15 protein-coding genes are annotated in these 14,311 nt (G+C 66.8%); 9 read left to right on the top strand and 6 right to left on the bottom strand.

Going from position 1 to position 14,311, the window contains the following annotated elements:
* Positions 1-33 precede the first annotated feature (33 nt).
* From OPU67_RS02460 to OPU67_RS02450, 3 genes are all read right to left on the bottom strand, one after another.
* The gene (locus tag OPU67_RS02460) at positions 34-486 is read right to left on the bottom strand and encodes a MerR family transcriptional regulator (RefSeq protein WP_267617291.1); all 453 of its coding nucleotides are present in this window, start codon (positions 484-486) and stop codon (positions 34-36) included.
* A 31-nt stretch (positions 487-517) separates the two neighbouring features.
* The gene (gene hisI, locus OPU67_RS02455) at positions 518-892 is read right to left on the bottom strand and encodes a phosphoribosyl-AMP cyclohydrolase (RefSeq protein ID WP_267617436.1); all 375 of its coding nucleotides are present in this window, start codon (positions 890-892) and stop codon (positions 518-520) included.
* 392 nt (positions 893-1,284) lie between these two features.
* Positions 1,285-1,992 (bottom strand): ComF family protein, encoded by a 708-nt coding sequence (locus OPU67_RS02450; protein ID WP_267617289.1) that lies wholly within the window; start codon positions 1,990-1,992, stop codon positions 1,285-1,287.
* Between the two features lie 54 nt (positions 1,993-2,046).
* On the opposite strand from OPU67_RS02450, the gene OPU67_RS02445 reads away from it, so the two are divergent.
* Complete coding sequence (locus OPU67_RS02445; protein ID WP_267617287.1) at positions 2,047-2,811, top strand: methyltransferase domain-containing protein; 765 nt, start codon at positions 2,047-2,049, stop codon at positions 2,809-2,811.
* On the opposite strand, the gene ppdK is transcribed toward OPU67_RS02445, so the two are convergent.
* From ppdK to OPU67_RS02430, 3 genes are all read right to left on the bottom strand, one after another.
* Positions 2,808-5,480 carry a pyruvate, phosphate dikinase gene (gene ppdK, locus OPU67_RS02440; RefSeq protein WP_267617285.1) on the bottom strand — a complete coding sequence of 891 codons (2,673 nt, stop codon included), beginning with the start codon at positions 5,478-5,480 and terminating at the stop codon, positions 2,808-2,810. The two genes, OPU67_RS02445 and ppdK, sit on opposite strands and share 4 nt — an antisense overlap.
* 117 nt (positions 5,481-5,597) lie before the next feature.
* Positions 5,598-8,162, bottom strand: coding sequence for a glycine--tRNA ligase subunit beta (glyS, locus tag OPU67_RS02435; RefSeq protein ID WP_267617283.1), 2,565 nt, complete (start codon positions 8,160-8,162; stop codon positions 5,598-5,600).
* Positions 8,162-9,094 (bottom strand): glycine--tRNA ligase subunit alpha, encoded by a 933-nt coding sequence (locus OPU67_RS02430; RefSeq protein WP_267617281.1) that lies wholly within the window; start codon positions 9,092-9,094, stop codon positions 8,162-8,164. Before OPU67_RS02430 ends, glyS begins: the two co-directional genes overlap by 1 nt.
* A gap of 352 nt (positions 9,095-9,446) precedes the next feature.
* Between OPU67_RS02430 and OPU67_RS02425 the strand changes: the two genes are divergently transcribed.
* From OPU67_RS02425 to OPU67_RS02390, 8 genes are all read left to right on the top strand, one after another.
* Positions 9,447-9,812: a hypothetical protein gene (locus tag OPU67_RS02425; RefSeq protein WP_267617279.1), complete on the top strand. Its 366-nt coding sequence runs from the start codon at positions 9,447-9,449 to the stop codon at positions 9,810-9,812.
* 5 nt (positions 9,813-9,817) lie between these two features.
* On the top strand, positions 9,818-10,018 hold the full coding sequence (locus tag OPU67_RS02420; protein ID WP_267617278.1) for a helix-turn-helix transcriptional regulator: 201 nt from the start codon (positions 9,818-9,820) through the stop codon (positions 10,016-10,018).
* On the top strand, positions 10,015-10,473 hold the full coding sequence (locus tag OPU67_RS02415; protein WP_267617277.1) for a hypothetical protein: 459 nt from the start codon (positions 10,015-10,017) through the stop codon (positions 10,471-10,473). The genes OPU67_RS02420 and OPU67_RS02415 overlap by 4 nt, the downstream gene beginning before the upstream one ends.
* A 77-nt stretch (positions 10,474-10,550) precedes the next feature.
* Positions 10,551-11,465, top strand: coding sequence for a TraB/GumN family protein (locus tag OPU67_RS02410; protein WP_267617276.1), 915 nt, complete (start codon positions 10,551-10,553; stop codon positions 11,463-11,465).
* Complete coding sequence (locus tag OPU67_RS02405) at positions 11,465-12,391, top strand: TraB/GumN family protein (RefSeq protein WP_267617275.1); 927 nt, start codon at positions 11,465-11,467, stop codon at positions 12,389-12,391. The genes OPU67_RS02410 and OPU67_RS02405 overlap by 1 nt, the downstream gene beginning before the upstream one ends.
* Positions 12,392-12,519: 128 nt before the next feature.
* Complete coding sequence (locus tag OPU67_RS02400; protein WP_267617273.1) at positions 12,520-13,128, top strand: 50S ribosomal protein L25/general stress protein Ctc; 609 nt, start codon at positions 12,520-12,522, stop codon at positions 13,126-13,128.
* Positions 13,129-13,219: 91 nt separating this feature from the next.
* Positions 13,220-13,789, top strand: a complete 570-nt coding sequence (gene pth, locus OPU67_RS02395) for an aminoacyl-tRNA hydrolase (RefSeq protein WP_267617271.1) — start codon at positions 13,220-13,222, stop codon at positions 13,787-13,789.
* A gap of 8 nt (positions 13,790-13,797) precedes the next feature.
* Positions 13,798-14,304, top strand: a complete 507-nt coding sequence (locus OPU67_RS02390) for an AAA family ATPase (protein ID WP_267617269.1) — start codon at positions 13,798-13,800, stop codon at positions 14,302-14,304.
* Positions 14,305-14,311: the final 7 nt, after the last annotated feature.

Below are 14,311 nucleotides of genomic sequence, written 5' to 3'. Positions count from 1 at the left end.
GGTTTGGAGCGGGGTTGAACCGGCTATACCGATTCAGCCGAGATCGAGCTTTTCGATTTCGGCGACAAAGTCGGTGAGTTCGTGAATGGCCGAATCGATGTCGTCGCGCTGCGCCTTGAGCTTGGCGATGTGCGCGCGGCATTTGGCGATGGTGACGCGGCGCTGTTCGACCCGGCCGTCATCGAGATCGTAGAGGTCGATCATCTCGCGAATCTCGGTGAGCGAGAAGCCGACATTCTTGGCGCGCATGATCCAGGCAAGCCGCGCGCGGTCGCGCTTGGAATAGACGCGGGTAAGACCGACCCGGGCGGGGCTGATGAGCCCCTCGTCCTCGTAGAACCTGAGCGCGCGGGCGGTGCAGCCGAATTCCGATGTGAGGTCGGAAATGGTGAATTGTTCGCGTTCGTGAACGTCGGGCCGATCGAGGTGGGCGCCATTTCGACGCGGTTCGGCGGCGGCGTCAGGTGTCAGAGGAGCGGTAGCCATGCCCGCCCTCTACCTTACGTTTACGTGAGCGTCAAGTTCCGAGCATCTTTAGTGCGCCCGTCTGACGGTCAAGCTCGCGATAGAAGCAGGACCGTGCGCCGGTGTGGCAAGTGGGCCCGGCCGGGCTGGCACGAATCACAAGCGCGTCCTGATCGCAATCGACCAGCAACTTGGTCACGGCGAGGACATTGCCCGAGCTCTCTCCCTTCATCCACAGCCGTCCACGCGAGCGTGACCAGAAGTGCACCTTGCCGGTAGCAAGCGTGGCGTCGAGTGCTTCGGCATTCATGTGCGCGACCACCAGGACATCGCCGCTCGCGTCATCAACAACCACTGCGGTCAGCAGGCCTGCCGAATCGTACTTCGGTGCAAAGATGCTGCCGAATTCGCGTTCCTCATTCGTCATGGCAGTCAAGCTCACAGTGCGGTCTCCGGAAGGCGCCCAAGCGCCGGTGCGGCGGCTCATGCAAAGAATGTTGCAATGTGACAACAGCAACCTGCAAAAACTGCGCTGGTCCGGGCTTAGTCCTTTCGTCTGCTGCAACTCGGTGGAACAAGACCCTCAGGAGCCCTCGCAAGGGGTTCTCCACCGAACATGCGGCGCCCCCCGGCGCCGGGTTCAGGGGGTGACCGGTCCGCAGGCTGGCAGCGGGGTGCCAGCGCGGCTGGTTGAACGATAGGGACAGGATCCCGGCAGCCAATCTAGGGGGTGGCTGCCCAGGCCCGAGAGGGCGGGTCCACACCGTTTCGTCACGTGGCGCCCGGGATCGCAAGGTCCCGGGCGTTATGTTTCCTGGCTCATGGATGTGCGAAGCGGTGGTCGGCATCGACCATCGCGAAACAGGCGAGCGCGATGCTCGCTGGCCGGGCTGCGGCGATGGCCGCGATGCAGGCGCGGCTCGTGGCGCCGCTGGTGAGCACGTCGTCGATCAGCATCACATCGCGTCCTTGCAGGGCATCGATTTGCGGAGAGGCAAGCCGGATCGCATCGCGCAGCACCTGATCGCGCTGCGCCCGGCCAAGACCGCCCAGATGTGGGGTACGCTTGTGCCGCACCAGCGCCGCAACGTGGGCCCGGCCTTTACCCATCCGTTCAAGCTCCCGCGCCAGCATCGCCGCCTGGTTGAAGCCGCGGCTCCACAGGCGCCAGCGGTGGAGCGGCACAGGCACCAGCACGGGCAGCGCCTTGCCCGGCTCCGGATCCGGCATCCGCGCCGCCAGCAGCCGCGCGAGCAACCGCGACATCGCGATGCGGCCGCCGTGCTTGTAGGCAAGCACCAGCCGCCGCGAGGTGTCATTGTAATAGGTGGCCGAATAGACCGGCACCCCGCCCTCGATGGCCTCTCCAAGCGGCGGCACCTCGAGCGTGCCCCAGCATTCGCTGCAAAGCCCGGCCTGCGCCGCGATCGCCGCTCCGCAGGCGGCACAGCGCGGCGGGTAGACGAAGTCGACCAGCGGCTGCATGGAGCGCACGAATTCGCGGGTGATTTCGCCGATGTGGGCCATGGCGCGAGTGTCTCACAGCTTGCAGCAGGCTGGCAAGCGCGGCAGGGTCCGGCGATGATCGATGCTCCGATCCCCACCATCTTCAGCCCGCATCGCCGGACCATGCGCCTTGCCCGGGCCAAGTCCAGGACGGGTTTGCCCGGCGCAGCGCATTTCCTTGCGCAGGATATGACCGAGGATACGCTCGAGCGGCTCGCCTTTCTACGCCACACGGCCAGGCGCGCGCTGGTACTCGGCGACTGGTCGGGCGCGCTCACGGCGTCGTTGCGCGCGCAGGGCTGCGAGGTGGAGGAGGAACCCGAAATCGATCTCGAAAGGCCCTACCCTGTCGGCGACTTCGACCTCATCGCGGTGCTGGGCCTGCTCGATGCCGTCAACGACCTGCCCGGCGCGCTGATCCACCTGCGCGCCGCGCTTGCTCCGGGCGGCCTGGTGATGGCGCATTTCATCGGCGGACAGAGCCTCCCCGCCCTTCGCGCCGCGATGCTCGCTGCCGAGCCCGAGCGTCCGGCCGCCCGCATTCACCCGCTGGTGGACCCGCGTGCCGCGCCATCACTGCTCCAGCGCGCGGGCTGGAAGGATCCGGTGGTCGATACCCATGCGCTGACGGTGCGCTATGCCTCGCTCGATCGGCTTGTGGCGGACCTTCGCGATCAGGCGCTCGGCAACGCCTTCGCCCGGCCAGCGGCCCCGTTCGGCAAGGCGGCACTCGCGCGCGCGCGGACCGCGTTTGCCGCCCGCGCCGCGAGCGATGGCAAGACCCCCGAAACCTTCGAGATCGTCACCCTGACCGGGCGCCGCTCGCTCGCGGGGACCTAGGCCTTCTTCAGCGCAGCCTGCGCCGCCGCAAGGCGCGCGATCGGCACGCGATAAGGCGAGGCGCTGACGTAATCGAGACCCACGCTTTCGCAAAAGGCAATACTCGCCGGGTCGCCGCCATGTTCGCCGCAGATGCCGAGCTTGATGTCGGGCCGCGTCGCCCTTCCCCGCTCCGCCGCCAATTCCACCAGCTGACCGACGCCATCGATATCGAGGCTGACGAAGGGGTCGCGCGGGAAGATGCCCTTCTCGACATAGACCGACAGGAACCGCGCCGCATCATCGCGGCTGACGCCCAGCGTGGTCTGGGTGAGGTCGTTGGTGCCGAAGCTGAAGAACGCGCCCTCTTCGGCAATCTCGCCCGCCATCAGCGCGGCGCGCGGCAGCTCGATCATCGTGCCGACGAGGTAGTCGACCCGCGTGCCCGTCTCGGCGAACACCGCCTCGGCTTCCTTGTCGACCAGCGCCCTCAGGATCGCGAGCTCGCGCCTTGTCGCCACCAGCGGGATCATGATCTCCGGCAGCGGAGCTTCGCCGGATTCCCGCTTCACCGCGCAGGCCGCCTCGAAGATCGCGCGCGCCTGCATGGCGTAGATATCGGGGAAGGTGATCCCGAGGCGGCAGCCGCGGTGGCCGAGCATCGGGTTGAACTCGTGGAGCTCGGCTGCCCGGCGCTTGAGGTGATCAACCCCCAACCCGGTCGCATCGGCCAGCTCGGCGAATTCCGCATCGGCGTGCGGCAGGAACTCGTGAAGCGGCGGATCGAGCAGGCGGATCGTGCAAGGGAGCCCCGCCATCACCTCGAAAATCGCCGTGAAGTCGGCGCGCTGCTCCGGGAGCAGCTTGTCGAGCGCCCGCCTGCGACCCGCCTCGTCCTCGGCGAGAATCATCTGGCGCACCGCGCTGATCCGCGAGGCTTCGAAGAACATGTGCTCTGTGCGGCACAGCCCGATGCCTTCGGCGCCGAACTGGCGCGCCATGCGGCAGTCCTCGGGGGTCTCGGCATTGGTCCGCACCTTCATCCGGCGCAGCTTGTCGGCCCAGACCATCAGCGTGCCGAAGTCGCCCGCGAGCTCGGGCTCGACCGTGGGCACGATGCCAAGCATGACCTGTCCGGTCGCCCCGTCGAGGGTGATCGCATCTCCCTCCTTCAGTTCCGTCTGGCCGATCCGCAGCGAGCGCGAGGTCCGATCGATCGACACCGCCCCGGCGCCCGAGACGCACGGCCGGCCCATTCCGCGCGCGACCACCGCCGCATGGCTCGTCATCCCGCCCCGCGCGGTCAGGATGCCCTGCGCAGCGTGCATCCCGTGGATGTCCTCGGGGCTGGTCTCGACCCGTACCAGGATCACCTTCTCGCCGCGGCCCGCCCATTGCTCGGCGGTATCCGCGTCGAGCACGATCTTTCCCGCTGCCGCGCCCGGCGAGGCGGGCAGGCCCGTGGTCAGCACATGACGCTCGGCCTCGGGATCGAGGGTCGGGTGGAGCAGCTGATCCAGCGCCATCGGGTCGACCCTGCGCACCGCCTCGCGCTCGTCGATCAACCCTTCCGCGACCATCTCGACCGCCATCTTCAGCGCGGCCTTGGCGGTGCGCTTGCCCGAGCGGGTCTGGAGCATCCACAGCTTGCCGCGCTCGACGGTGAACTCGATGTCTTGCATATCGCGGTAGTGCCGTTCGAGCAGGTCGAAGACGCGGGCGAGTTCGGCATAGGCCTCCGGGAGCGCCTCCTCCATCGAGAGGGGCTTGGCCCCCGCCGCCTCGCGCGCCGCGCGGGTGAGATATTGCGGCGTGCGGATGCCCGCCACCACATCCTCGCCCTGCGCGTTGATCAGGTATTCGCCGTAATAGGCGCGCTCGCCGGTCGCCGGATCGCGGGTGAAGGCGACACCGGTCGCGCTCGTCTCACCCATGTTGCCGAACACCATCGCCTGCACGTTGACCGCAGTGCCCCAGTCGCCCGGGATGTCGTTGAGGCGGCGGTAGACCTTGGCACGGTCGGAATCCCAGCTGTCGAAGACGGCGCGGATCGCGCCCCACAGCTGCTCGGTCACGTCCTGCGGAAAGGGCCGACCGAGCTCCTCTTCGACGATCCCCTTGTACTCGCCCACCAGCGCCTGCCAGTCCTCGGCCGCCATCTCGGTGTCGTTATAAAAACCCTTGTCTTCCTTGGCGATCTCGAGCGCCTCCTCGAACAGCCCGTGATCGATTCCGAGCACCACGTCGGAATACATCTGGATGAACCGGCGATAGGAGTCCCAGGCGAAGCGCGGATCGCCGCTCGAGGCGGCGAGGCCCTCCACGGTCGCATCGTTGAGGCCGAGGTTGAGCACCGTATCCATCATCCCCGGCATCGACACCCGCGCGCCCGAGCGGACCGAGACCAGCAGCGGATCGGCAGGGTCGCCGAAACGCTTGCCCACGCTCGCCTCGACATGGGCGAGCGCATCGGAGACCGCCGCCTTCAGCCCTTCCGAAAAGCCCGCGCCATCGCGCAGATAGGCCACGCATTCCTCGGTGGTGATGGTGAAGCCCGGGGGAACCGGCAGGCCGATCGAGGCCATCTCGGCGAGGTTCGCGCCCTTCCCGCCCGCCACGGTCTTGTCCTTCTGGCGCGGATCGGAGTGGTCGGCGGAGCCTCCGAAAACATAGACCGTCTGGAGTGTCATGCCGGTTCCTCGCTAGTTGACGTAGTTCATGCGGTGCAGATGTAATCGGGAAATCAAGTTATTTTAAATTCAATGACTTGGATGTGCTATTGCGTCTCAGGAGCGCCGCTGCTTCACCTATCCCTCGATCCGGCTGAAATCGGCGACGCGGTGGACCGCATCGCGGAACCGCGCAAGCAGGGCAAGGCGCGCGGCGCGCTTGTCGGCTTGCGGATCGTTGACGGTCACCTCATCGAAGAACCGGTCGATGGGCGCACGCAGGGTGGCGAGCGCCGCCATGGCATCGGCGAACTTTTCGCCCGCCACTGCGGCGGCGGCGCGCGGGGCGGCGGCGTCGAGCGCGTCGATCAGCGCCTGTTCGGCGGGTTCGGGGTTGTAGGAGAGCGCGGAGCCGGTGACCGCGCCTTCGGCAACGATGTCGCCCACATCCGGATCGTCGATCAGCGCCAGCGGGTCCTCCTCGCCGGTTTCGGGTATCCCCTGATTCCCGTTCGCGTCGAGCGAAGTCGAGAGGCCCCCGTCCAGTGTCTCTCGACTACGCTCGAGACGATCGGAACTTTCTGCGTAGCCTTCCTTCTTGAGGATATTCGCCGCGCGCTTGTAGCCCGCGAGGAGGTTGGTGCCGTCCTCGGTGGTGACAAAGGCTTGCAGCGCGTGGACGCGGGCGAGCAGGCGGACGAGATCGTCCTCCCCACCGAGCGCGAAGACCGCGTCGATCAGGTCGTGGCGGACACCGGCCTCGCGTTGCTGGACTTTAAGGCGGTCGGCGAAGAAGTCTGCGACTGCACGGCCAACGTGGCTAGCATGAGCTAAGTTGTCGAAATTCAAATTTGATGCCTTTACAGCATCTAACGCACCTTGAGCGTAATCGCGTGGACGCGTGTCCCATTCCCCATCGATCAAATTGAGTCGGTAGGTGAAAGGATCAGGGCAGCACTCTTCAAGGTCGACGAACACGTCCGCCCGTTCGAGCGCAGCGTCAAACTTCTCGCGGACTTGTTCGGCGGCAAACGTCGCGACCCTCTCGATAAATTTCTGCAATTTGATGCGAATGCCGCTCGAGCCAAGAATGGACAACACGCCGATAGCAGCGCGTCGGAGCGCGAAGGGATCTTTCGATCCGGTGGGCTTTTCGTCAATGGCGAAGAAGGCAACGATAGTCTCCAGCTTGTCCGCCAGCGACACCGCCACCGTTACCGGCGCGGTGGGCACGTCGTCCCCCTGCCCGACCGGCTTGTAGTGATCGCGGATCGCCTCGGCGACCTCCTGCGGCAGGCCTTCCTTCGCGGCGTAGTAGCCGCCCATCAGGCCCTGCAATTCGGGGAACTCGCCGACCATCTCGGTAACGAGATCGGCCTTGCACAACCGCGCGGCTGCTTCCGCCAGGTCGGCGAGGCGCGCACGATCCTCCCCTGCAAGGGGAGGGGGACCATCCGCAGGATGGTGGAGGGGCGAGCCACCGCGATCCGATAGCTTGTCTGTCGGAGCAGCGCCGCTCGCCCCTCCACCAGCTTCGCTGGTCCCCCTGCCCGTTCCGGGGAGGATGATCCCCTCCTCGCACAGCCAGCGCGCGAGCTTTGCCACGCGCTCGACCTTGTCGGCCACCGTCCCGAGTTTCTCGTGGAAGGTGATGCGCGCGAGCTTCTCGGCGTGCACCGCAAGCGGGGTCTTCTGGTCCTGCTCCCAGAAGAAGCGCGCATCGGACAGGCGCGCGGCAAGGACCTTGCGGTTGCCGTCGACTACCACGGCGGGGTCGAGCGGAGCGATATTCGCGGTGCAGACGAAGGCGTTGGCGAGCTTGCCGCCCTCCCCCTCGCACACGAAATACTTCTGGTTCACCCGCGCGGTGAGCTGGATTACCTCGGGCGGCACGTCGAGGAAGGTCTCGTCGAAGCGGCCGAGCAGCGGCACGGGCCATTCGGTGAGGCCCGCGTTCTCGATGACCAGGCCCTCGTCCTCGACCAGCGTGAGCCCCGCCTCGGCGGCGACCTTCGCGGCGCACTCGCGGATGATGTTCTGGCGCTCCTCGTGGTCGACAATTACGTGCGCCGCGCGCAGCTTGGCCGCGTAATCGTCCGCGCTGTCGATGATGATCGGGCCGGAGGCGTGGAAGCGGTGGCCGTAGGTGGTGCGGCCCGGCTCAATTCCGTCCAGATTGGCCGACAATCCCTGTCCGACAATTTCGCCATCGAACAAAGCCACAATGCCAGAAAGTGGCCTGACCCACCGCAAACTTGTCGTTTGCCTCGAAGCCTCACCCCAACGCATCGACTTCGGCCACGAGAAGTTGAGCACAATGGCGAAGATAACCTCTTTAAGCACCTCGGCCATCGGGCGGCCGGGGATGTTCACCACCGCGAAATAGGTCATGCGGCCCTTGACGTCGCGCAGCTCGAGCTGGTCACGCGTAACGCCCGCTTTCTTGCAGAACCCGTCGATGGCAGCGTCCGGCGCGCCTTCGGGCGGGCCCTTGGCTTCCTCGCTCACCGCCTCGGTGGCGTCGGGCAGGTCGTAGGCGATCAGCGCCAAGCGGCGCGGGGTCGACCAGATGCGCAGGTTGTCGTGCTTGACCCCGGCGGCTTCCAGCTCGCGGCGGAACAGCTTTTCGAGTTCGGCGCGCGCGCCCGCCTGCATCCGGGCGGGGATTTCCTCGCAGCGCAGTTCGAGCAGGAAGTCGGCCATCAGACGAGACTCCACCCGGGGTACTTCGCCTGCCACTCGGGCGTCATCTTCTCGGCATAGGCCTCGCAACTGGAGCGCGCGAGATCGCGCACGCGGCCCATGTAGCTGGCGCGTTCCTGTACAGAAATCACGCCGCGGGCCTGCAGCAGGTTGAACACATGGCTCGCTTCCACCGCCTGTTCGTAAGCGGCGATGGGGACGCCTGCGGACAGCGCATTGCGGCACTCCGCCTCGGCCTTGGCGAAGAGGTCGAACAGGGCGTCGGTGTTGGCGACTTCAAAATTCCACTTGGACATCTGGCGTTCGTTCTCGAGGAACACCTCGCCGTAAGTCACGCCCGCCGAATTGAAGGCGAGGTCATACACATTGTCGACGCCCTGGATGTACATGGCGAGGCGTTCGAGCCCGTAGGTCAGCTCGCCCGCGACCGGCTTGCAGTCGAAGCCGCCCATCTGCTGGAAATAGGTGAACTGGGTGACTTCCATCCCGTCGCACCACACTTCCCATCCGAGGCCCCAAGCGCCCAGCGTGGGCGATTCCCAGTCGTCTTCCACGAAGCGGATATCGTGCGCCAGCGGGTCGATGCCGATCGCGGCAAGGCTCTTGAGGTAGAGCTCCTGGATTTCCGCCGGCGAGGGCTTCAGGATCACCTGATACTGGTAGTAATGCTGGAGCCGGTTGGGGTTCTCGCCATAGCGCCCGTCGGTCGGGCGGCGGCAGGGTTGGACGAAGGCGGCGTTCCACGGCGCGGGGCCCAATGCGCGCAAGGTCGTCGCGGTGTGGAAGGTGCCTGCCCCCATCCGCATGTCGTAGGGCTGAAGGATCACGCAGCCCGCCTCGGCACTCCAGAAGTCGTGGAGCGTCAGGATCATGTCCTGAAACGAGCGCGCGGGTTCGCGCGGAGCGGGGGTGAAAAGAGGCTGGGCACTCATGGCGGCTCGCCATGGCCGAACGCCTTGGGGGCGTCAATGTGGCAGCGCGGCATGGGCGCGCGAAAGCCCCCGGCCTTGCGCGATTTCCCTCGGCAGAAACGCTTCCTGCAAGTCATGGTAGTCATGAAGATACGACACAAAGTCAGGTTATCTTGACATGGTCAGCGAATCGCGACATATAGTCATCATTACCTGACACCAAGTCGGGTTTCCCTGACGGAGATACATCATGGATTTCCTCAACCACAGCGTCCGCGTGAAGCAGTGGCTGTTTCTCGTGATGGTCCTGATGAGCGGCTATGCGACCGGCACAATTGTCGCCAAGCTGGCCAATGCGTCGGGGTTTTGAGCCATGCCCTACACGCCCGGAACCCTGGACGAAAGCGACCGCACCCGGGCTTACAGTCTGCTGTGGCTCGGCCTGCCTGACTCGCTCGTTCTGCTTGCCGCCGTCATTCTCGGGCTGGACCTGCTTGCCACCGTGACTGCGGGTTTCGCCGCCGGAACGATGCTGGTCGCATTCACCGCGCCTGACGAGTTCACCGGGAAGCATGTCTCGGTCGCCGCGCGCTGGGCTGCCTCGGCGGCCGGGCTCGGGCTGATTGCGGCCACCTTCCCATTTCTGCGCGATTACCCGCTGGACCCGGCGCTGGTTCTGGCCGGGATTGCGGTGGTCTTTCACCTCGCCCTGACGTTGCAGCGGCTGAAGGACAGGTGAGCGCCATGAAGAACCGCCTCAAGGTGCTGCGCGCCGAGCGGGACTGGAGCCAGGCGGAGCTCGCCGGGCGGCTCGATGTCTCGCGCCAGGCGGTCAACGCCATCGAGACCGGCAAGCACGACCCCTCCCTCCCCCTCGCCTTTCGCATTGCCCGGCTGTTCGAGATGCGGATCGAGGAGATTTTCGACGACGGAGACCACGCATGAGCCCCAAGACAAAGGCTGCGGCCCCGCTCGGTCCGGGTGAGGAACGCAGCCGCCAGCGCCGCCGCCGGCAGTGGATGTACCTCGCCATCGCAGGGTGCATGGGCGGGGTGATCGGCGGGATAACCGGCTTCTACGACGAGGGAGAGGGCAACCTCTTTACGGGCGGAGCGGAGGCAATGACCCTCCCGCCGCTGCTCGCGCTGGCGATCGCCGCCGGGCTGCTGGCCGCCTTTCTCGCGCTGCCGCTCTATGGGTTCCGCCTGATCGACGACTACAAGCGAGAGCGCAACCTCGTCGCCTTCACCGGCGGGTGCCTGGCGGTGATCGCCGGCTATCCGGTCTGGGCCGTGCTCCATGCCGGGGGTTTCGTTCCCAAGCCGCACGCCTTCGGGGTGTTCGCCATCGCCTACGTCTCGATGACCGTCTCCTTCCTCTATGCCCGCTGGCGGCTGTGACGATCCGCGTCGCGTGCCAGCACCCTTGCCTGACCTACCGACTGCCTCCAAACCAACCTCATGAAAGGACCGATCCCATGAAACCTGCCTCTTTCCTGTTGCTCGCCGCTGCCCCCTTCGCCCTGTTCGCCGGGGCCCCGGCCATCGCCAAGCCCGCGACCAAGCCCGCCGCCGAGGCCGCCGCGCCTGCCGCCAAGGGCCCGGCGCTGTGGAAGGTCGCCGATGCCGATACCACCATCTACCTGTTCGGCACGGTCCACGTGCTGCCCAAGGGCATCGAGTGGTACGACGCGACCATCTCCACCGCGCTCGAGGGTTCGGACATCGTGGTCACCGAGATCCCGATGGACCCGGAAAGCGAGGCGGCGATGCAGGGTCTCGTCGGCAAGAAGGGGATGCTGCCCGCCGGCACCACGCTGCGCTCGCTGCTGAACGCCGAGCAGACCCCCCAGTACACCGCCGCGCTCGCCAAGCTCGGCGCGCCGCCGGAAGCCTTCGATCCGCTGAAGCCGTGGCTCGCCGGCCTGACCTTCTCGCTCGCGCCGATCATGCAGGCCGGCTACGATCCCAACAGCGGGGTCGAGAAGGTGCTGCTCGCCAAGGTGCCCGCCAAGCCCAAGGGCGCGCTGGAGACGGCGGAGTTCCAGCTCGGGATCTTCGACGGGATGCCGCAGGACGCGCAGGTCTCCTTCATGATGGAGGCGGCGAACAACATGGAGAAGGCCAAGCCCATGCTCGACCGCATGGTCGCCGAGTGGGTCAAGGGTGATGCCGATGCGCTCGCGGCGGTGATGAACGAGGGCATGGACGATCCCAAGGTCGCCGAGGCGCTGCTCTACAACCGCAACGCCAATTGGGCCGACTGGATCAAGACCCGCCTCGACCAGCCCGGCACCGTGTTCATCGCGGTCGGCGCAGGCCACCTTGCCGGTCCCAAGAGCGTGCAGGACGTTCTGGCGCAGAAGGGCATCAAGGTTAGCCGGGTCCGCTGATGACCCCCCGCCCCGGGGCGCGGGCGGCAGCGCAGCGGCTTTGCGCCGCGCTGCTCGCCCCGCTCTTCCTCCTCGCCCTTGCCGGATGCAGCGAAGCGCCCGGCAAGGGCACCGGGCGCCCCCCGCCCAACCCCCTGCTCTACGAACTTGCTTCGGCAGACGGTCAGGTTGAGGGTTGGATGCTCGGCACCATCCACGCCCTCCCCCCGGATGCCGCTTGGCAGACCCCCGCCATCGGCCGCGTCATCGACGAGGCCGATGGTCTTGTTGTGGAGGTCGCCGCGCTCACCGACGATGCGGGCCTGTCGCGGACCTTCGCCTCGCTCTCCAGCACACCCGGGCTTCCCCCACTCGCCGACCGCCTGCCTCCTGATCTTGCCGCACCGCTCGCCGCGCTGATGCGGCGCGGGGGGGGTGCCGCGGATCGCTTTGCCGCGACCGAGACCTGGGCTGCCGCCCTTACCCTTGCGCGGGTCGACGCGGTGGGCGATCCCGAAGGCGGGGTCGACCGCGCGCTGATCGCCGCCTTCGCCGGCCGCCCGGTCCGCGAGCTCGAGGGCGCCGCCGCCCAGCTCGCGATCTTCGACCGCCTGCCCGAGGCGCAGCAACGCGCGATGCTTGCGGCGGTGGTGCGTGAAAGCGCCGCGCCGGGCCGCGATCCCGAGCGCCTCCAGCGCGCCTTCCTTGCCGGTGACGCGGCGACGATCGAGGCCTCGACCCGCGAGGGCATCCTTGCCGAACCCGCATTGCACGAGGCGCTGCTTGCCGCGCGCAACCGCCGCTGGGCCGAGGCGCTTGGGCCCGTTCTGGCAGGCGAGGCCCGTCCGCTGATCGCCGTAGGCGCCGCGCATCTTGTGGGGCCGGAGGGGCTTGCCGCGCTTCTCGCCGCCAAGGGCTACCGGGTGCGCCGCCTTCCCGCGCAGTGACGGTGCGTCCCAAACAGGTTGCCAATCGCGGCTTTGCCCTCTAAGGACCCGCGCTTCGGCGCTCCGGTCATCCCTGGAGGCGGTGTGCCGAGGATACCTTTATAAACACGCATTCGAAAGGCACGACGATGAGCGAGACTCTGACGCTGCCGGCCGAAGCGCGCGAACGGGCTGGCAAGGGAGCCTCCCGAGCACTTCGCCGCGAAGGTCGGACCCCTGCCGTCATCTATGGCGGCAAGGAAGAACCCATCATGATCCATGTCGAGCAGAAGGAACTGGTCCGTCAGCTGATGACCGGTCACTTCATGAACTCGATCGTCAACATCGAGATCGGTGGGCAGACCGTCCGCACCCTTCCCAAGGACGTCGCCTTTCACCCGGTGACCGACCGTCCGACCCACGTCGATTTCCTGCGCATGACCGGCGACAGCAAGGTCGCGGTGCAGGTGCCGGTGGTGTTCGTGAACGAGGAAGGCTCGCCCGGCCTCAAGAAGGGCGGCGTGCTCAACATCGTGCGCCACGAGCTCGAACTGCTCTGCCCGAACGCCGACATCCCCGAGCAGATCGAGATCGACGTGACCGGCAAGGACGTGGGCGATTCGATCCACATCAGCGACGTGACCCTGCCCAAGGGCGTCACCAGCGTCATCACCGACCGCGATTTCACCATCGCCACGCTCGTCGCCCCCTCGGCGCTCAAGAGCAGCGAAGGCGACACCACGACCGAAGCCGAGTAACCCTCGGCTCGCTCTGGCGGATTTTCGAACGCCGGGCCTCGCAAGGGGTCCGGCGTTTCGTTTTGTGCGGGAGGCAGCTAGGGGACGTGTCATGCAGATCTGGGTCGGCCTCGGAAATCCCGGACCGCGCTACGCGCTCCACCGGCACAATGTCGGCTTCATGGCCGTCGATGTGATCGCCGATATGCATTCCTTCGGCCCGGTCCAGACCAAGTTCTCCGGGTGGCTGCAGGAGGGACGGATCGGCACGCAGAAGGTGCTGCTGCTGAAACCCGCGACCTTCATGAACGAGAGCGGCCGCAGCATCGGCGAGTGCCTGCGCTTCTACAAGCTCGGCACCGACGCGCTCACGGTGTTCCACGACGAGCTCGATCTTGCCCCTTTCAAGGTCAAGGTGAAGCAGGGCGGCGGGCACGCGGGGCATAACGGGCTGCGCTCGATCAACCAGCACCTCGGCCCCGATTTCCGCCGCATCCGGCTCGGGATCGGCCACCCGGGGCACAAGGACCGGGTGACCGGCCACGTCCTCGGCAATTTCGCCAAGGACGAGCAGGACGATCTGGCCGCAATGCTCGGCGCGATCGGCGCGGAGGCCGACTGGCTCGCCAAGGGCGAGGACGTGCGCTTCATGAACGACGTCGCGCTGAGGATGCAGGGCTGAGGCATGACATGCGCCGAGTCCTCGTGATCGGCCCCTGCGGATCGGGCAAGAGCACGCTGGCACGCGAGCTCGCCCCGCGGATGGGCCTGCCGCTCGTCCACATGGACCAGCTGGGCTGGCGGGCGGGCTGGGTCGAGACGCCAAAGGCCGAACTCGGCGCCCGGCTTGCCGAGGCGGTGGCGCAGGATGAATGGCTGATCGAGGGCAACTACGGCAGCACCCTCGCCCCCCGGCTCGCCCGGGCGGACACGGTGATCTACCTCGATTTCCCGATCTCTCTGTGCCTGTGGCGCCTGGTGAGGCGCATCGTCACGCACCGCGGCCGCTCCCGGCCCGATATGCCCGATGGCTGCCCCGAATGCTTCGATGCCGCGTTCTTCTGGTACGTGCTGAACTGGAACAGCGGCCCGCGCGTGCGCACGGAGGCCAAGCTGAAAGGCTACACCGGACGCATCGTCCGGCTCGCCAGTCCCCGCGCGCTTGCAGAATGGCGCAAAGCCAATAACCTTGCCTGACACCTGT

Origin of the sequence: Erythrobacter sp. WG (assembly GCF_026586795.1) — a bacterium.
GTDB lineage: Bacteria > Pseudomonadota > Alphaproteobacteria > Sphingomonadales > Sphingomonadaceae > Erythrobacter.
The sequence above is the reverse complement of the archived record's forward strand: the minus strand, read 5'-3'. Positions and strand labels throughout refer to the sequence as shown.